Source organism: Helcococcus kunzii ATCC 51366 (assembly GCF_000245755.1).
GTDB classification, from domain to species: domain Bacteria; phylum Bacillota; class Clostridia; order Tissierellales; family Peptoniphilaceae; genus Helcococcus; species Helcococcus kunzii.
In genome coordinates, this window is sequence record NZ_JH601088.1 from 1215576 (window position 1) to 1235781 (window position 20206).

Annotated in this window: 20 protein-coding genes and 1 riboswitch; all 20 genes read right to left on the minus strand. The window is 29.0% G+C overall.

Annotated features, from left to right (window positions below; all coding sequences use genetic code 11):
• Complete coding sequence (locus tag HMPREF9709_RS05475) at nucleotides 1-1329, minus strand: CoA-disulfide reductase (protein WP_005398576.1); 1329 nt, start codon at nucleotides 1327-1329, stop codon at nucleotides 1-3.
• A 57-nt stretch (nucleotides 1330-1386) separates the two neighbouring features.
• Nucleotides 1387-3180, minus strand: a complete 1794-nt coding sequence (locus HMPREF9709_RS09925; RefSeq protein ID WP_005398578.1) for a hypothetical protein — start codon at nucleotides 3178-3180, stop codon at nucleotides 1387-1389.
• 186 nt (nucleotides 3181-3366) lie between these two features.
• Nucleotides 3367-4458, minus strand: coding sequence for a hypothetical protein (locus HMPREF9709_RS09610; RefSeq protein WP_005398579.1), 1092 nt, complete (start codon nucleotides 4456-4458; stop codon nucleotides 3367-3369).
• Between the two features lie 121 nt (nucleotides 4459-4579).
• A complete protein-coding gene (locus tag HMPREF9709_RS05490; RefSeq protein WP_005398580.1) occupies nucleotides 4580-6415 on the minus strand; it encodes a heavy metal translocating P-type ATPase in 1836 nt (611 codons plus the stop codon).
• Nucleotides 6416-6561: 146 nt separating this feature from the next.
• A riboswitch (NiCo riboswitch) is annotated at nucleotides 6562-6659 on the minus strand.
• Nucleotides 6660-6948: 289 nt separating this feature from the next.
• Complete coding sequence (locus tag HMPREF9709_RS05495) at nucleotides 6949-7257, minus strand: HlyD family secretion protein (protein ID WP_005398581.1); 309 nt, start codon at nucleotides 7255-7257, stop codon at nucleotides 6949-6951.
• 191 nt (nucleotides 7258-7448) lie between these two features.
• Entirely contained in the window at nucleotides 7449-8024 is a 576-nt protein-coding gene (locus HMPREF9709_RS05500) for a hypothetical protein (RefSeq protein ID WP_005398582.1), read from the minus strand.
• Nucleotides 8025-8279, minus strand: coding sequence for a hypothetical protein (locus HMPREF9709_RS05505; RefSeq protein ID WP_005398584.1), 255 nt, complete (start codon nucleotides 8277-8279; stop codon nucleotides 8025-8027).
• Between the two features lie 686 nt (nucleotides 8280-8965).
• Nucleotides 8966-9103 carry a hypothetical protein gene (locus HMPREF9709_RS09930; RefSeq protein WP_005398585.1) on the minus strand — a complete coding sequence of 46 codons (138 nt, stop codon included), beginning with the start codon at nucleotides 9101-9103 and terminating at the stop codon, nucleotides 8966-8968.
• 327 nt (nucleotides 9104-9430) lie between these two features.
• Nucleotides 9431-9676 carry a hypothetical protein gene (locus tag HMPREF9709_RS05510; RefSeq protein WP_005398587.1) on the minus strand — a complete coding sequence of 82 codons (246 nt, stop codon included), beginning with the start codon at nucleotides 9674-9676 and terminating at the stop codon, nucleotides 9431-9433.
• Complete coding sequence (locus HMPREF9709_RS05515; RefSeq protein ID WP_005398588.1) at nucleotides 9654-9860, minus strand: hypothetical protein; 207 nt, start codon at nucleotides 9858-9860, stop codon at nucleotides 9654-9656. Before HMPREF9709_RS05515 ends, HMPREF9709_RS05510 begins: the two co-directional genes overlap by 23 nt.
• A 441-nt stretch (nucleotides 9861-10301) precedes the next feature.
• Nucleotides 10302-10649, minus strand: a complete 348-nt coding sequence (locus HMPREF9709_RS10065; protein WP_005398589.1) for a hypothetical protein — start codon at nucleotides 10647-10649, stop codon at nucleotides 10302-10304.
• 945 nt (nucleotides 10650-11594) lie between these two features.
• Nucleotides 11595-11984, minus strand: coding sequence for a 30S ribosomal protein S9 (gene rpsI / locus HMPREF9709_RS05525; protein ID WP_005398590.1), 390 nt, complete (start codon nucleotides 11982-11984; stop codon nucleotides 11595-11597).
• A gap of 10 nt (nucleotides 11985-11994) precedes the next feature.
• Entirely contained in the window at nucleotides 11995-12423 is a 429-nt protein-coding gene (rplM, locus tag HMPREF9709_RS05530) for a 50S ribosomal protein L13 (RefSeq protein WP_005398591.1), read from the minus strand.
• Nucleotides 12424-12654: 231 nt separating this feature from the next.
• Nucleotides 12655-13383, minus strand: coding sequence for a tRNA pseudouridine(38-40) synthase TruA (gene truA, locus HMPREF9709_RS05535; RefSeq protein ID WP_005398593.1), 729 nt, complete (start codon nucleotides 13381-13383; stop codon nucleotides 12655-12657).
• Entirely contained in the window at nucleotides 13380-14177 is a 798-nt protein-coding gene (locus HMPREF9709_RS05540; protein ID WP_005398594.1) for an energy-coupling factor transporter transmembrane component T family protein, read from the minus strand. The genes truA and HMPREF9709_RS05540 overlap by 4 nt, the downstream gene beginning before the upstream one ends.
• Complete coding sequence (locus HMPREF9709_RS05545; protein ID WP_005398595.1) at nucleotides 14170-15036, minus strand: energy-coupling factor transporter ATPase; 867 nt, start codon at nucleotides 15034-15036, stop codon at nucleotides 14170-14172. Before HMPREF9709_RS05545 ends, HMPREF9709_RS05540 begins: the two co-directional genes overlap by 8 nt.
• On the minus strand, nucleotides 15033-15839 hold the full coding sequence (locus tag HMPREF9709_RS05550) for an energy-coupling factor transporter ATPase (protein ID WP_005398596.1): 807 nt from the start codon (nucleotides 15837-15839) through the stop codon (nucleotides 15033-15035). The genes HMPREF9709_RS05545 and HMPREF9709_RS05550 overlap by 4 nt, the downstream gene beginning before the upstream one ends.
• Complete coding sequence (locus tag HMPREF9709_RS05555; RefSeq protein WP_005398597.1) at nucleotides 15839-17278, minus strand: L,D-transpeptidase family protein; 1440 nt, start codon at nucleotides 17276-17278, stop codon at nucleotides 15839-15841. The genes HMPREF9709_RS05550 and HMPREF9709_RS05555 overlap by 1 nt, the downstream gene beginning before the upstream one ends.
• Nucleotides 17279-17603: 325 nt before the next feature.
• Entirely contained in the window at nucleotides 17604-17786 is a 183-nt protein-coding gene (locus HMPREF9709_RS05560) for a hypothetical protein (RefSeq protein WP_005398598.1), read from the minus strand.
• A gap of 220 nt (nucleotides 17787-18006) precedes the next feature.
• Nucleotides 18007-19941 (minus strand): N-acetylmuramoyl-L-alanine amidase, encoded by a 1935-nt coding sequence (locus tag HMPREF9709_RS05565; RefSeq protein WP_005398599.1) that lies wholly within the window; start codon nucleotides 19939-19941, stop codon nucleotides 18007-18009.
• Between the last annotated feature and the right edge of the window lie 265 nt (nucleotides 19942-20206).

Below are 20206 nucleotides of genomic sequence, written 5' to 3' on the forward strand. Positions count from 1 at the left end.
CTATTTTGATGCATTTCCTGCGATATTTAACACATCCCATGTTGGTGCATATGGTGGTGAATATGCAAAATCGACAAATCCAAGTTCATCAACAGTTAGTCCCTTATAAACTGCTACTGATAAGGCGGATAGTCTTTCGACAGCTCCAGATTTTCCGAAAATTTGCCCACCTAATATTTTTCTTGTATCTTTATCATATACTAATTTTACATGAATGTCACTTTGTCCTGGATAATATGATGTATGGTTTTTAGCTATTACATATGAACTGGAATAGTTTAAGTTTAAGCTCTTTGCAGTTTCCTCTGATATACCAGTTATTGCAACACCATAATCTCCTACCATTAATGAACCTGATCCAAAAGCTCCGATGAATGGTTTTTGTTCTTCTGAAACAATATTTTCTCCTACTAAACGTCCCATCTTATTTGCATATGTTGCAAGAGGAGAATAGAAGTTATCCATTTGTGGATTATACACAGATGCACAATCACCTAAAGCATATACATCTTCAATATTTGTCTTGCCATATTTATCAGAAATTATCGCACCATTTTGAAGCATCTCTATTTCTGTATCCTTTAGGAATGCTGTATTTGGTCTAAATCCAATAGCGATTATAGCCATGTCGCATTCAAACTCACCTTTATCAGTAATGACTTTAGTTGCGATACCATTCTCAGTTTCAAATCTTTCGTAAGAATGTTCCAGCATAAATTCCACACCTTTTTCCTCTAAAGCCATAGTGATAAGTTCTGAGAATTCTTTATCAAATACTTTATTCATAGGATAGGATTCTTTTTGAATGATTTTAACTTTTTTACCTAATTCTACAATTTGATCAGCTACCTCAAGCCCAATAAATCCACTTCCAATTATTACTATCTCTTCACTTTTATCTAAATATTGTTTTAATTTTTCCACTTCATATAGCTTGGTAACTGTAAATACATTTTCAGAATCAGCACCTTCACCTATGATAATTGGCGTAGCTCCTGTACAAATAGCTAGCTTATCGTATCGTTTTTCAAGTTGTTCATTCTTTTCTAAATTTTTAATTTTTAATACTTTATTATCAAAATCCACTGCTACAACTTCATGTTTTAGAAGTAGATTTATCCCACTTTCTTTTGTCTTTTCAACAGACCTAGCAAACATTTGATTGCTATCAGTAAACTTTTCTCCAATATAATATGGTAGCCCGCAAGCTCCAAAAGACACATAATCTTCTTTTTCTATAATAGTCACATTTGCTTCTGGATTTGTACGTTTGGCCTTTGCAGCCACTGAAGCTCCTGCCGCTATTCCACCAATAATTAAAACTTCCATAAACTCTCCTTTGATAAAAATTGGGTGATAATTTATCACCCAATTTAGTTTATTTAATTAATTTAAGTTAACCCAGATACCTGGTTGACTTGAATCTTTTGAAAGATTTATCACTCCTGACTCCACTTTATAAATAAAATAATCACCCGGAGCAAGTTTAGTTGCAACATTTTGCTCATTTATCGCATCAGTTGCTCTATTATATCCATCAACCTCTTCTATTAATTGATAAGATTCTCCCTCTTTTATCTTTTCGTCAGATTTTGATTCAACAAATAATTTTTGAGGATTAATCCAAAGTCCTGGTTTTCCTTTAATTGTTGTGATATTTATCATTGAATTATCTTCTTGGTAAATGAAATAAACACCTTCAGATAAAACATTTATACTATTTTGTGTTGATATTGCATCATCAATTGATAAATACCCATTTGCTTTTTCTTTTAACTCAAAAGTTTTACTAAAAATAGAATCTTCATTTTCAGAATCATCTTCTTTTTCAGTTTCTTTAACAGTTTCATCAGAAGTTTCTTTTTCTTTAACTTCTTCTATAGTCTCTTCTCTAGTATTTGGTTCTTTATCAATCTCTTCAGAAGTTTCTGTTTCTGTCTCCTTAATTGTTTCTTTAGGAACTTCTTTTACTGTAGTATTTTCTTTTATATCTTCTTCAGTTTCTTTTTCTTTAACTGTTTCCATTTCAGCTACTTTGACTTTAACAAGATCTAATTTTGAAGATTTTGCGATTTTATCTATTGCAGATTTTGTAATTTCTTCCTTATTATAATCAAGTTTTTCAAGATCATCTTCTGAAATTTCATTGTCGATAAACTTATCTACCGCTTTGTTAAATGATAAATCTTCTTTAATACTACTTTCATTTTTTGTCATTTGTTGCTTTTGTGTATAGTTAAAATTATCAGAAGGGTTAATCCAGATACCTGCTTCATAAGCTTCTTTTGTAATATTTAACATGCTGTTATATGATTTGAAGATATAATAATTACCTTTTTCTACATTTCTTATAGAATTCACTTTTTCTTTAGCATCTATAGAATTTACATATCCTTTTGTATCAGTTTTAAGTCTATAAGTTAAAATCTCACGCTTATTATCATTTGTAAGTTTTGTAGAATTTTCAATTCGATTATTTAAATTATTTGGATTTATCCACACTCCAGCAATGGATTCATCTTTAGTAATATTTAACATACCATTATATTTCTTATAAATAAAATAATTTCCCTTAGACACATTCATAATTCTATTTTTTTCATCCTTAGCATCAAAAGAATCCATATATCCTTTTGTATCTTCGGACAATATAAATTTATCTTGTGTTTCCAAATCATCAGAAACCATATTTTTAGAAGGATTTATCCATCCGCCAGCTTGTCCTTCTACCTTAGTAATGTTTAACATACCATTATAAGATTTGTAAACATAGTATTCACCTGATTCATATACAGTTATAGGATTTTTACCTGATTTTGCATCATCAGAATCCATAAACGCTTGTACAGCATTTTCCAACACATACAAATTAGAATCATCTTGTTTATCAGTAGATTTAGACAAAGAAATATTGTCTACTGGATTTATCCATCCACCAGCTTCTCCCTCAACTTTGGTAATATTTAACATACCATCATGTTTTTTATAAATATGATACATCCCTTTTGGTAATGTTTTATTAGTCTTTGCTCTATTTTTTGCTTCTTGTGCTTCTTTATATACTTGCACACTATTATTCAATTGATAATCTTTAGCTAATGCTACACCAACATTAGACAATAAATATGAAGCAGAAAATATTATTAATCCACCTTTTTTAATATAATCTTTTCTTTTCATTTTATATCCCCACAAAATTTAAATAATACACTTAATCATAGTATATAACAATCTTTTAATAAGTGCAAAATAAATATCCATATTTATTATTTCTTTTTAATAGCATTGGCTAAGTCTAACTCAACTGATATTAGGGAAACCATAAAAAAAGAAGGCTTCCGCCTTCTTTACTAATTAACTATTTAATTATCTTGTATATACGTCAAAGTGATTTCCGTAAGTTCCTCTGTCATAAACTTTACCTTTGAATCCAAATGGTGTATTTATAACTGTTCCCTTAGGAGCACTGTTTGCTAATACAATGTATCCATCTTTGTCTGCAACATATCCAGCTGAGTTAACGTGTCTTCCAGGAATTCTTAGTCCTCTACCAGGTAAAACTCTTTGTGAATAGTAAGTGAATTTATAACCACTCCAGTTAACAATACCATTAAATTGTAATTGTCTTAGAGAATAAATCAATGGTGAACCATTAGTAATATCTCTAATTATTGTGCTTGAACCAGATGAAACTTTTGATTTAACCACTGATTTAGCATTTGGGTTTATCCATGATCCTGGTACACCTTTTTTCTTTGATAAGTTTAACATACCATTGTATGATTTATAAATATAGTATGTACCTGCTGATACTGTTGAATTACTTCCAGAATTAGCTTTTGCTAATGCTGCATTTGTATATCCATTTACTGTGTATTTTAATGAATAAGTACCTGATGCTGGTTTTGTACTTTTTGTTGAAGTTGTATTATTTTTTGTTGTATTTGATACTTTTGCTGCACTTACAGTATTTGGGTTTACCCATGATCCTGGTGTGCCTTTTGTTCTAGTCAGATTTAACATACCATTGTATGTTTTGTAGATATAGTATGTGCCTTTTGATAAAGTTGTTTTTTGATTAACTTTATTTCTAGCATCTGCTGCATTGCTATATCCTTTAGCTGTTGATTTTAATGTGTATGATCCAGCTTTTGGAGCTGAAACTGTAGTTGTTTTACTATTTGTTTTCGCTTGGTTTGGATTTATCCATGCTCCAGGTTGACCTGCAACTCTAGATACATTGATCATTCCATTGAATTTTTTATATATATAGTAATTTCCTGCTGAATAAGTTCCTAAAGAAGATACTCCTCTTTTAGCGTTATCTGCATTCATATAAATCTTAACGTTGTTATCTAATTTATACTGACTAGCTGCGTCTACGTTTGCTATTGGTCCAAAAACCAAAGCAGCTGATAAAGTAACTAAACTTCCTAGTCTAATATGTTTTTTGTTCATTTTTTCCTCCGTTTCGATACTTAATATCATATACAAATCGTAAAGAAAAATCAACAAAATAGTGACAAAAAAGTTACAAAGTTACAAATTGTTAACAATTATATTTTATTCATTTTACTGTTTATTCGTCTTTAAAGTTCAATAATCTTAGACCATTCATTATAACCAAGATGGTTGAACCTTCGTGAAATACAACACCTGAAGGTAAATCTAATTTTCCTAAAATATTTAATATTATTAAAATTATGATCACACTTATGGAAAAAATAATATTTTGCATTACAATTGATTGTAACTTTTTACTTAAATTGTAACTATGAGAAATCTTATTTATATCATTTTTTACAATTACCATATCAGATGATTCCATAGCAATTGAACTACCACTTCCCATTGCAATACCAATATCTGCTCTTGCTAATGCTGGTGCATCATTTATACCATCGCCAATCATCGCAATCATATTGTATTCTTTATTCTTTTCTTCTAAATATTTTAACTTATCCTCTGGGAAACAATTCGCTTTATATTTTGGTATTTCTAGTTTTTCAGCGACATAATTTGCAACAGCTTCCCCATCACCTGTAAGCATTTCTACGTCTACATTATGATTTTGTAAACTTTTAACTGCTGGGTGCGCTTCTTCTCTTATCTTATCTGAGAAAATGAAATAACCAACAACTTCATTTCCTTTAGCGACGATAGATAAAGTTCTACCACTTTCTTTTTTTGAAAGGAAATTATTAGGATCGCTATATTCTATAAAATCTGAAGCTTTACCGATTCTGATATCTCCCATTTTAAGACCAGATCCTGCCATTTCCTCAATTTCCACATTTGTGTCTATACCACTTAGATCAATATCCTTAAATTTATTTACTATGCTCTTGGCAATCGGATGATTTGAATTTTGCTCTATGTACACTACTTTTTTCAATATATCTTCGTCAGCAAAATATTCTTCTATTTCAAAATCTCCTGTTGTTAAAGTACCTGTTTTGTCGGTCAATAGTAAATCTAATTTTTGTAAACTCTCTATAGATTTTGCTTTTCTAAATAAAACACCATGTTTTGCACTATTACTTATAGCACTTAATGTCGCTGGTGTAGCTGAAGCAACTAAAGCACATGGACTTGCTACTGTAAGAAGTACCATTCCTCTATAGAATGCATCTTGAAAACTCATCTTTGCAATCCATTGAAGAGCAAAAATGAATAACGGAACTGCTATCAATACAACCACAACATATACAGATTCAATCTTATCAATTATTTGTTCTTTTCTAGATGGTTTTGATTGCGCCTCTTCAACCATTTTAATTATTCCAGAGAATACTGTATCTTTTTTAAGCTTACTTACTCTTAAAGTAAATGAATTTCCTTCGTTAATAGTACCAGCAAAAACTTCCTCTCCTGCATCTTTTTTCACAGGAATGGATTCCCCAGTCAATGACGCTTCATTTACTAAAACTTCTGATTCTGCATATCCATCAATAGGTATTTGATCACCTTTACTTACAGAAATCTTATCATCAATTTTTAATTCATCAGTTTTTACTTCAACAATGCTACCATCTTCTTTTATTAATTTAGCAACATCCGGTACATGTTTCAAAAGCTCACTAATTGCGTTACTAGATTTGCTGGAAACGAAACTCTCCAAAACTCCAGATGCGGCAAAAATGAATAAAAGCATTGCCCCTTCAGAATAATAATCTATTAAAACAGCTCCAATCGCTGCAAGTAACATCAACAAATCAACATTTAGTTTTTTCTCGCTTATAGTACTCTTTACAGCATCAATAGTAATATAAAATCCGAGTACAAACATTGATGATACAAATACAATTTTGGAAAGAAGTTCATTACTACCTTCTAAAATAAAGCCCATTATCATCAAAAATGTACCTACAAGTAACGCTCGCCCTTTCTTCTCTCGAACCAAATAATTTAACATATTTATCCTCCCTTAAATAAATGTTATTTTGTAAATATATTTGTAACTAATAAATAAATTCTAAGTAACAAAAATTTCATTAGTCTGGTATACCCTGCCCCATTAACAAGCTTTCCCTAATAAAAAAACGCACCATAAGACAGTAGTACTGTCTCACAGTGCGTTGTTAATTACGCTTCTGCTGCTATATTTACTATAGCCGGGCTGCATGGAAAATTTCCACCGCTTGCTCAGATAAAATTCTATAAAATAGAAAGTATTTATTTGTTAATTTAATCATATAATAAAAAATTTAAAATGTCAATTTTAGGAATGTATACTGTAGAAAAATAAATCAATTTGCTTACCAAAATAATATACACTTATTAATTCTACTTAAAACTCAGCTTTTCTAATATATAGTCTAGATAGGTTTCTTTATCATAAATTATTCTTGCTTCTACAGGCATCGATAGAACTAAAGGAATAACCTCTCCATCTTTTTTTAATTCTTTTTCTTCTATTTCAATAATAGCTTTATAAAAAATATTGTTTCATTCAGGAGTTTGTGAAGTAAATACGCCTTTTTCTATACTAAAAATCTTCCCTTTTAATGTCCCATATCTATAAGCATTTTCTCCTATAATGGCTACATCAACATCCTGCTTTTCTCTAATTTTTGAAATATCTGATATGTTTATATAAGATTCAACATAATAAGTATTTTTTTCAAGCTCAGAAATTTCAGCTAATGTTTGATTTAATTGTACATTAACACCTTCTTTTATAGTATTAATATAATGTACAAATCCTGACTTTAAAAAATCTATAGAAAAAATAATTATCTTAATTTTATTTCTCATTAATAGAATAACCTATTATTCCACAAAGCCCATAAAAATATACTAGATAGTTCTACAGAAACACCTATTACAATAGGATTACCTGCTAATGAAGATGTTTTTGCAGTAAATGTCAGAAAAATATAGCTGTTAGTGCTTTCTATACATAATTTTGTGGATATATTAATTTCGTTTTTTCCTTACTTATTATATTAATTGTAAATAGGCATAATTTTTTTCTTAAATTTACCTACATAACCTCTAGAATAACAGTTTTCTTCAACATCAACTTCAATTAAATCTATATCTTTTATTTCATAATTATTTAATATAATTAAGCTGTATTCAACTATATGGTTTTCATCATCATAAACAAAAAATCCTATATTTTTCCTATGATTAATTTGAATCTTTTCTCTAACTAGCTTAATAAATGTCTCTATTTCTTTTTTTTCAAATTCTGTTGTATCTCCAATATTTGAAATCCAAAAATTATTGTATGGTTTTTTTTGTAAAATTTTATATATAAGCTGATTTTTTTTCTCTTGATTTAAGATTAAATAAGTTGCTACAATTATTATTTGATTTATCCCAAATATTAATAGTGTACCTAAATCTAAAACATTATTATTTTTAAAATATTTTATTATTATTGTTAATAAGACTATTTCAATAATAATAAAATAATTACCTAATTCAAATTTTATACTTCTTAAAAAGATTATAATAAAAAAAATCGCATAAAAAACTATGTAGCTTAATATAAAATCTATTATTATATCTATCACTTAAAAACCTATTGTAAAAGATGTATTGGTTGCATATACTATTGCTAAAGTTCCTGCTACAGCAACTAATACACCCGATAATGTAAAACCTAATGATGCAACAGCCCAAGATCCTAAAGTCCCTTTTGCTAAAATTCCTTTTGCTAAAGCTTGGTTAATAGATCTTCTATTTACTGTTACTGACCATCCTCCATCTAAATACATCATCTCATTTTGTTCTATCTCAACATAATTATTTGGTAATACTAATTGCATTTTTTCCTCCTTGGTTAGTATTATTCTTTATGATATTTTTCATAAAAATGGTGACTTTCTTACATGTATTTTATTATTTCAAAATCATTTTCTAAAATATCTAAAATATTTATTTAGAAGAAATTTTTTTTTAATTATTTTAAACATAGATATTACTATTTTTTTATTGTATTTATACCTAACCGATAAATTATCTATTTGACAATCTTTATTAACTTAAAAATTTTTAAAAAAAATACACTAAATAATGCACCGATAAATGTTAGAAGTGTATACTTCAAAATATAATTATCTTTAACATAAAAAGTATTCACAAATATATATCCTAGTAATAGAAAAATAGGCATGCAGAATAAGACGAAAAAAGGAATAAAGTGTTTTTTTTTTACATACTCATTACATATATATTGAACACCTTCACTAATATATATGTCTTTTATAATTTTAATTTCTATTTTATCAACTGTTTCTAAATTAATGAATTTTATTTGTGTAGATTTTATACCTTCAAATATATTCTCATCACTTATTCCAGTTAAAAATATTAATATAAAATTTAAATAATAAATAATTTTGTTTATTAGATTTTTTCATAATATGGCAATAATTCAATAGTTAATTTATCTATTTTATCAATATTGATAATATTTTTAGATTTAAGTTCTTCAAAAGCATATGTTTTTTTATCAGGTTAATTTATCTATTTTATCAATATTGATAATATTTTTAGATTTAAGTTCTTCAAAAGCATATGTTTTTTTATCAGAAGTAATTTTAAGATATTTTGAAATTGTAACATTTTTATACTCAATAAATATATCCATATTATCTCCTAATAAATCCACCCATTTAAATCTCCATCTGCATAATCAGATAAAAATGCTATGGACCCTCCTAAACTTAAAAAAACTTACCGCATTGCCAATTAATAGCTTTGTCATTACTGATGTAGATAAATTTATTGTTCCTCCAATTGCTTTGTTAAAGCCCATTTTGCTACTCCAGCTATTTTAGGAGCATATTTTTTTACTATGCTTTTTGCAGCTTCTTTACCTAACCATTTTAGTGGAGCTTTTGATATTCCTATTGGTGTTGCTAATAATACGGCATCTATAGCAAATGAAACTGTTTTTTTATATTAATCACAAGAATTAATTTACTCTATTATTATTTTGGGTTACGTCATCAAATAAAGTAATTAATGTTGCACCAAAAATTGAGCCAATTATTATTTGAACTATTTCATTTAATTCTAAAAGTATTGTAATACTAATCAATATTAATATAATCGCAAAACTAATAATTACTTTTTTCTTTTTAAATAACCCTAATATATAATATGTTAAAATAAGTGTAATTAGTCCAATGACTAAATTAGAATACTTTAATCCATCCATCTTGCTTTCCGTCCCTTTTATCTAGCTTATTTGCAAAACTACTAGCAAATCCTGAAATTCCTCCACTTACTATAGTACGTAGCCATGATGCAGCTAATGAATTTCCTATTTTTATTCCTACTACACCTAAAGCCTTGACAATACTTGCAGCTAGAGCGTTTCTCAATCCCATAGATCCAAGCACTATTTTTAGTCCACCACTTGCAACGGCGCCTCCACTTGCTGCTAAAAAAGCATAAGTTACAGCAGTGATCGTACCTGTTACAGACCATGTCGGTATACTTAATCCTCTGAAGGCTGTATATAATTCCTAACCAAAATACTATATTGAGAAAATCCCATCATAATAAAGTAAATGAATAATGTAATGTCCTAAAAATACTAAAACAACTTCTATTATCACAAATATACTAATCATTTTTTGTTTCTTATCCATTCTATCTAAAAATTTTACAAATTCACCTAAAGAAACTAGCTATATCTAAATCAATTCAACTAATAAGAATTTATACTAAATAATTTCTTTCAAATTAATTTTATGATTAAGAGTCCACTATTAATAAATAATAAGCGACTCTTAATCATATTAAAACATTATTATCTGATTAATCATATGTTTAATTTTCTAATTAATTATTCCATCTTTCTCAACTCCCCACAAAATAAACCTAAATAAAATTATAATCAGCAGAATGGTTAATAGGATTTCAAAAACATTTAAACTAAATAAATTTCTTCCGTAATAATATACTACTATGAGCACTACAGAAAAAAATGTAGATAAAGTACTTTTGACTCCATATTTTATAAATAGTTGTTTAGTAGATTCTAAATTGAATAATTCTTTAATATCTGTAGAAATTAAGCCTTTATATATTCCCAAGAACAATATATATATTAATATATAATCATTTGGAATTATATTAAATTTATAATCTATTACTAGATATAATAACGTAATTATTAATATCATCTTATCCTCATCTTATGCCAAATAAACGTTTTTAGTCTATGTAAGAAGCGGGACGCTCGTACCAACAAATACTGATTTTAGACCATTTTCAATAGCCCACTTAACAGAATATACAACAGCCCCTGAAATAAGCGCTGCAGCACAATCCGATTACTCATGTTGTAAAGTTGATGGGTATCTTTTAAATATCATTAATCTTCTCACATAATTTAATTATTTTTTTTAATAATAACATAATTATTTTTAAAAAAACAATATGTTTTTATTCATAATTTCTGATTTATTGAAATTTCAACATTTTTACATATTTATATCATTTTAGTAGTAATTAGTGGTAATTACCTTATTTTTAAAGAGGTTATTATCACTTAATTTTGATAATAAACCAATAAACATTATATTGCTCATATAACCATAATAGCTAATATAACTTTTATCACTATAAATCATGCATATTAATATAACTTAACTCACCTGTAATTTTATATAATTACTCATAAAAAAAACTGCCATATTGGCAGTTTTCATTTTTAAATTATTATCTTCTACATAGAACCTTAATTATACTTTATTTAATTCTTCCTATATTGCTATATCCGTTATCATTTTCATTCATTACTTGGTTATTTTAGAAAATGTATTTTACAAAGTATAAAATTTTTCAAATTTACTTGGTTATTATTGAATATAAGATTTACCAAGTAAATTGATATCAATACCGATGGAAGTGCTTCATACATATATAAAGGTTCATAAATATCTGATAGAAGTTACCCAACAGGTATCGATGAACTTTATAAAGATGAACTTTATAAAATTGGTCCACCAATATCTACTAGAAAACTCACCCCGAATGAAATTGATGAACCATAAATATTGATGTACCAAAAAAGCACTTGATGGCGTGAACCAAAAAGTGCTTGAAGTGTTGATATATACTTGTTTTTATCTCTTGCTGAATTGTGAAGATTTTCTTGCCTTTTTGAACCCTGGTTTCTTTCTTTCTTTTCTTCTTGAATCTCTTGTTAAGAAACCTGCTCTTTTTAATACTGGTTTTAAGTTTTCATCAACTTCTAATAAAGCTCTTGAAACTCCGTGTCTAATTGCACCAGCTTGGCCAGTAAATCCACCACCTTTAACATTAACATTTACATCAAATTGATCTAATTTTTCTGTTAATTTTAAAGGAGATTTTGCCAATTCTTTTAATGTTTCATATCCGAAGTATTCTTCGATATCTGTACCATTAATTAAAAATGTACCTTGACCAGGTAATAATCTTACTCTAGCTACAGCTGTTTTTCTTCTTCCTGTACCGTAAAATTGTTCGCTCATGATCCCTCCCTTAAATTTCTAACGCTTCAGGTTGTTGACCTTCATGTTTGTGGTCTGGTCCTGCGTATACGTGTAATTTTCTGAACATATTTCTACCTAAAGAATTTTTTGGCAACATACCTTTAATTGCATGTTCTAAAATTCTTTCTGGATGTCTTTCTAAAACTTGTTCGTAAGGGATTTCTCTTAAACCACCAGCATAACCTGTGTAATGTTTATAAACTTTTTGAGTTGCTTTATTACCAGTTACTCTGATTTTTTCTGCGTTAACTATGATAACATAGTCACCTGTGTCTACATGTGGTGTAAAAATTGGTTTGTTTTTTCCTCTTAGGATTGAAGCTACTTTAGATGCTACATCACCAAGCACTTTATCAGTTGCGTCAATAACATACCATTTACGCTCAACTTCGTTGTGTTTTGCTAAAAATGTACTCATTTTTCCTCCTGTTTTCTCTTCTATATCTAGCCTAGCTATATTTTGACCCCGCCTAGATAGGTGGCGGATTTTGTTTCTTCGACGATTTCTTTTTCGCACATCGACGCTGCGAAGATGGATCGTAGATACTCAAAAAGAATACAAGATCCTTTTTAAATACTAAATAATTATATCGGGTTTATCCCGTTTTGTCAAATTTAAATGCAGTTTATCTTGTAAAATTAAATGTTTTTAATACTTTACATCAATTAAATATAATCCTTGAGGACCATAAGTTTTAGCTGCTCTTTTTATCTTTTTTTCAAATATTTCATTTACATAATTTACTTCTCTAAACCCCCTACCTATATCAATTAGTAAACCTACCATGATACGTATTTGATTGTGTAGAAAACTCTTAGCTGTAAATTCTAAATATATTTCCTTATCTACTTTGTAAATATCAATTTTATCTATTTTTCTAACGGGGTTTTTATCTTGTCCCAATTTCATAAAGGCTGAAAAATCATGCCTTCCTATTAAAAGTTTTGAAGCCTCAATCATTTTATCTATGTCTAATTTGTGTTTGATGTGAAGCTTATAGTCATTGAAATATGGATAAAACTTTCTATCATTATATATAATGTATCGATAAGTTTTAGATTTCGCATCATATCTGGCATTAAAATCTAAATCAACTTCAGTTGAATTTTGCACGATAATATCATCACTTAAAAATAGTCTCAGTTTATATTTGTACGACATTGCAGGCATGTCATTTTTAGTGATAAAATTTGAAACATGCGACTTAGCATGTACTCCAGTATCTGTCCTACCCGCTGAAATAATTGTAATATCTTCCCCAGTAACTTTTTTTATCGCTTCTTCTAATTCTCCTTGCACAGTCCTAACATCTGGCTGTATCTGAAAGCCAAAAAATTTAGAACCATCATATGAAATTTCCAATTTTATATTTTTCATAACACTCTACTCAATATTACTAAAAAAATGAAGAATATAGTCACTGCTACAAAAATAATTATATCTTTTCTATCATATTTTAGCGGATTTAATCTCGTTCTACCTTCTGAACCTCTATATCCTCTAGCTTCCATTGCGATGGCCAGCTCTGTAGCTCTTCTGAATGAATTAATAAATAATGGAACTAGTAATGGCACTAAACTTTTTGCCTTTTTTAACATATTTCCTGACTCAAAATCCGCACCTCTAGCTAATTGAGCTTTCCTAATTTTGTTGGCTTCATCAAATAATGTAGGAATGAATCTCAATGCAATTGAAATCATCATAGCAAGTTCATGTGCTGGGAATTTTATTATTTTTAATGGACTCATCAATGATTCCAAACCATCCGTTAACTTTGTTGTACTTGTAGTAAGTGTCAAATATGTCGTACCGATCACTAATAAAATCAATCTAACTGCGATATATAGCGCATTGTGAACACCTTCATAAGAAATGGATAATCCTAAAATATTAACTAATTCCTTACCTGATGTAGTCAACAAATGAATTATGGTTGTAAATATTAATATAAAGATGATAGATTTTAATGACTTTAGAATTTTTCTAAAACTTAAACCCGCAATCTTTATTGTTGCATAAACAAATATAAACATAGGAATGTATAGCAATATATTATTTATCATAAATAGAGCTATCATATAAAATAATACTAAAATTATTTTCACTCTAGGATCTAATCTATGAATAATGCTATCCCCTGGAACATATTGTCCTAAAGTCATGTTATTCATTTTTGCCTCCTAACTGTTTTATCAAAACTTCGAAGGCTTCTTCTACAGTGATGACCGTCTTATCAAATTTATAGCCTTTTTCTTTTAATAAAGTCATTGCACTTGTAATTTGTGGGACATCTAAGCCAATGGATTCCAGTTCCTCTTCTTTACTATAAATAATCTCTGGAATATCATCACCAATTATTTTTCCTTTGTTCATTACAATAACTCTATCTGCAATTTTGGCGATATCTTCCATTGAATGTGATACCACAATGACAGTAAGATCGTCTCTATTGTCATATATATGTCTTAATTCTCCTAAAATCTCATCTCTTCCTAAAGGATCAAGTCCAGCTGTCGGCTCGTCTAAGACAAGATATTTTGGCTCCATAGCTAAAATAGAAGCAATGGCTACACGTCTCTTTTGACCTCCAGATAGTTCGAATGGAGACTGATCTTTATATTTTTCATAGTCCAAACCAACAAGTTCCATTGATTCTTTTACTCTTTTTTCAACTTCACTCTCATCTAAATCTAGATTTTTAGGACCATAAGCTATATCAAGCGCAACCGTTTCTTCAAACAGTTGGTATTCAGGGTATTGAAATACCAAACCAACCTTCTGTCTTACCTTTTTTAACTCACTTTTTGTCTCTTCTGAGATAATTTGTCCATCAACAGAAACTTCCCCAGAAGTAGCATACAGTAAACCATTAAATAATTGAGTTAATGTTGACTTTCCTGAACCAGTGTGACCAATAATCCCAATAAATTCATTGCTATTTATCTGTAAATTAATATTGTCAAGCGCGGAAGAATTGCTTCCTCCTGCTTGACCGTAATTAAAACTGACATTTTTTAATATTATACTCATAATGCTTTAACCAATTCATCAATAGTTAATATTTCACTATTAATGTTAACCCCGTTATTTTTTAACATAAATGCTAATTCAGTAACTTGTGGTACATCTAGTCCATATTTTCTAATCAAATCTACATGTGAAAATACTTCTTTAGGAGTACCATCTAAAACAATCTTTCCTTCATTTATTACCACTACTCTATCAGAAATGACAGCTTCATTCATATAATGGGTAATATTAATAATCGTTTTATTTTCTTCTTTGTTTAACTTTACCGCCTGCTCCATAACATCTTTTCTACCTGTTGGATCAAGCATGGCTGTGGGTTCGTCAAAAACGATAATATCTGGCTTCATTGCTAAAACTCCCGCAATTGCCACTCTTTGCTTTTGACCTCCTGATAACATATGTGGAGCATCTAATCTATGCTCATACATCCCCACCGCTTTAAGTGATTCATCAACTCTATTTCTAAGCTCTGGATTTGGAATACCTAAATTTTCCGGTCCAAATGCTACATCCTCTTCAACAATTGTGGCAACAATTTGATTATCTGGATTTTGAAAAACCATTCCTACTTTTTCTCTCACCTCGAAAACATCAGCATCCTTAGTATCTTTTCCAAATACCTTAACCGAACCTTCAGTAGGAATAATCTGTGCATTTAGCAATTTGGCTAAAGTTGATTTTCCAGAACCATTCCTACCTAAAATAGAAACAAATTGTCCAGAAGGAATGTTTAAGTTTATATCATCTAAAACTAATTTCTCATCTTCTTCATATTTAAATTTCAAATTTTGTATTTCAATCATTATTGAACATCCATCTTTGCTTCACCTTTACGAATTTGTTCTTGTCTTTCAAATTCAGTTGGTGAATTATTAGTTGAGCTTTCATAAATTACCACCGCAGTGTAAAGAGGCACTGCAGGGAATAATTTTTCCATCGCTTTAGGTGGTGTATTTATACAAGAAGAACTACCATTTGTCTTATAAACATTTCCACCGTATTCGGTTCTATGCCATGTATCATGAATACCAGAACCTGTCCAACCTACTGGCATCCAGTATTTTACAGGATATGAATATCTACTACCAGTAACTGCATTATTACCGTTTAATTTTCTATCTGTTTCTTTTGACCATACTTTATTAACACCAACTGGTGTTGTAGCATCTCTATTTCTCAAATCTCCAGATATTATATCTGTATCAAGATACAATTTTCCATCCTTGTAAAACCACATATGTTGTCTTGATAAGTCAATTTCAATATATGTGTCACCAATGTCATCCAGACCTCTATGTTTAGCTTCATGCAAATAAACAATTTCAACATTTCCAGTTTTATTATTTTCTAGCATAGCCATCACATTGTCAGTAGTCTTATCTACATTCATTTGCCAGCCGTAAATACCGCCTGGCACAGTTATTTCACCAATACCTGTTGCTTTAAATTTATGAGGTGTATTATACGTATCTGTTTCAATCGCTATATCTCTGATAAAATCACGTAATGATTGTCTATTTAACACATATACACCCTTTGAATCAACATTGTACATTTCTAATAGTTTTTGACCTGTTAATTCATACTTTCTATCTTCAAAATCAAAAACAAACTTATTCTTAAAAATCTTTGACAATTTTTCAAACTGCGCTTTTAAATTTTCATCTTCTTTTGTAATTTTTGGTAAAATATATTCTTCTTTTAATTCTAATTTTTCTTCTTCTTTTTCAATTGATGATTTAATACTTGCAATCAACTTTTCCTTATCAAGTTTATTTCCCAACACTTCTTCTTCTAATGTAACTGCATTTTCAGTAGTTGAAATATATGCATCTTTAGGTTCAATCACCTTTTTAAACAATTCTGATTCACTTAAAATCTTATCTAACTTTGTCTCATTATATTTTGTTTCTAAATCAATTTCGTAATCATGAGATTTAAAAATTTCAATCGGCCACAACCATACATTTTGCTTTACTTCAGGTTTACCTTTTACATCTTTTTTTAAGTCTATATCTTTTGATGCAATCTCTACAGATTTATCATCCTTGCCTACTACATTTAACTTATATTCATCAGTATCAAATTTAAATACATCACTTTTACTAATCAAGCTCTTGTCTAAACCATTTACTTTTGTATTAAGAAAAGTATTTTCTGAAAAATACACAATTCCAGCGATATATACAATTGCTAAGACCACAGCAAAAGCAATCAAAATCCTCTTTACTACTTTATTCATTTCTTTCTCCAATTTTCTATTATATCAAATTAAATATATCAAATATCTATTATATTTTAGCATAAGATATGTTTAATAACAATGCAATCCCCGTATTGAACATACTTAATTTAAGGAAAATTAACATATTTGGAATGGAGATGTTTAGTAGAAATGGGAAATTAAATTAATCAGCTACACTGTTTGTATTCACTCTCTTCACCTATATACCAGATATTGTTTTTCGTTCGCTTTTATATACTCAATACACTTAGGCAAAAAAATAGACCTTACTCTTAAAAGTAAAGGCCTATATAATATTCTGTAGTTCTTATTTATGTAGTTCTTATTTATGTATTTTGTTATATTTCCTTTCATCAAAAAATCCAAATTTAATTGATGCTAATAATAAACAAAAAGTCATAAATAATGTTTCTTTAGATATATTACCAAATTTTTGAATCATATATATTTGATCTACAAATGCGATTATAAGAATAATTGACAAAATTTTAAATAAATTTTTCATAATATATCCCTTCTAAATAAAAATTTTATTTTTATATCCTAAGTTAAATCCAAGAGCTATTTCTTCAATAGATAGTTAAAGAATCACTAATAGTAGCAAAACCACTAATGATATTTGGTAAATCACTATTATTTAATTAATCCCGCTTTATATCTAGTTAATACAATACTTATAGTTCCCATTATAAGTATAAGAACAAAAATATAGTTTGAAGAAATTATTATTTCAATTTTATCCCAAAGTGTTTTGAAACTTTCGCCATAAATTCTCTAGCTAAAAGTTCTTGATTCTTTAAGAATACTGAGGAATCATCATAGTTTGTATGGAATACTGATTCTAATAAGATTTTTTGTTTTGCTGTATTTCCTTTATAAATAAACCATGTATCTTCTTTTGTATTATCTGGATAATACAAGTTTCTTAAAACTTCATTTTGATCTCTATAGTCATACATTACACCTCTATTTGGTGTATTTAGCAGTTTTGACCAAGTATTTGTAATATCTATTGCAAAGTCATGTCCTAGTTTAGTATTTTTTTGAGAACCCCAAATTTCAACACCTCTTACGTATTTATCTGCCGCGTTTGTATGTACAGATACAAATAAGTCTGCACCTGAACCTGCTTTTGCTCTATCTTCAAATGAAGGATCATCATCAATATTTGGTCTTGTTGTTGTCACTTCAACATCTTTATATCTGGAAGCTTCTTTAAGTATAGCTTGTGCAAAACGATAGTTTTGATCACCTTCGTTAAATAGCACACCACCTCTATTATGTTTTATACCGCCACCATGTCCTGGATCTATAACCAATTTAAATGTTTTTGTTGTATTATTATCTCCAAGGATATCGGAAGCTTGTCCATTCCCATTAACATATTTCTCTAATCTATAATCATAATGTTCGCCAAAGTCCATCCATTTTCCATTTACAAATTGTCTACCCAATGCATGTGAACCAGTTCCCTGTCTTAAATACACAAATTCTCCATTCACAAATTGTAAACCAAATGCTTGAGTCCCACTATTTCTGAAGAATCTCCACATACCATCAATGTATTGCCATCTTTTAACCATTGTGCCTGTTGAATTTCTAAAATAGTAATTTTGATTTGTTGTAGGATTTTTCCACCAACCTTTACCAAATCCTGAATTAGACCCAGGTTGTGCTAAATATGAACTGTTATTTTCTTTATATATTTGATAAATGTTTTCTCCATTATCATTAAAATATTTCCAACTATGAGATCCATTCTTATCATTTAATGGCATATACTTCCATACGGAATGGTATTCATGTCCGAAATCATCCGGATCATTATATCTCCATGCGCCATTATAAAATTGCCAACCAAAAGCTTGCGCACCAGTTTCCTCTCTAAAATATGACCATCCACCTTTAATGAATTGTCTACCATATGCAAGAGTACCGGTCGTTCTAAAAAATCTCCAGTTTCCATCAATAAATTGTCTACCTGAAACTCTTGTTCCTGAAGACAATCTGAAGAAATATCTATATCCATTATCCGGATTAGTCCACCATCCCCTCAAATATTGTTTAGTTGGTGTTTCTTGAGACAACCAAATTTTTCCATTCTCAATATAAAATTGATTTATATTATTGCCTTTATAATTAAAATATTTCCAGTTAAATTTGCCTGTTCTCTTTCCATCTTTGTCTAAAATAGGAGCCCAAACCCATTTTGAAATCACCGGATTTCCTGACTTATCTAAATATTTCCAATTAGAACCATCATAATGCCAACCTTCAGAAACTCTAGATCCACTCTTTACATTTGACATTTCTATTTGAAAATCAGACATTTCAAAACTATTTTGATTTTGAAATGATTCCCTATTTGTTGTAGATTCTTCTATAGTATTTTTTCTAGTTATGTCCTCTTTTGAGTCTACCGCATTTATCTCTTCTTCGGTCTCAGTTTCTTTATATGTATCTTCAATAGAAGTTTCGTTAGATTTTTCATCAACTGATTCGTTTAAAGTCTCAGTCTTGTTTTCCTTTATTGTTTCACCTGAAACCTTTTCCGGCAACTCTTCAGCTGTATCTAAATTAGCAGCATTGCTAAATCCCGCTCCAAAAATAATCATTAAAATAGTAAGTGAAAACAATAATAAAGTCTTTTTATAATTCATTTTTTCCCCTCTTGCATAAAATAGTAAAATAATAGCGTTTATTCATATTTTATACCACATAGGAGAATAACACAATGGTTTTGGTAACAAAAGTAACAAAATTGTTACTAAAAGGTAACATAACTGTTTTGTTTTGATAAAAAAAGAAGATTTTTTTCGAGTGGATTTAAAATAATAGAAATTAATAGTATCTCTTAAAGTTAAATAAGGAAACTACAGGTGGAGCAATCTACAATAGTAGAAATTAATAGTATCTCTTAAAGTA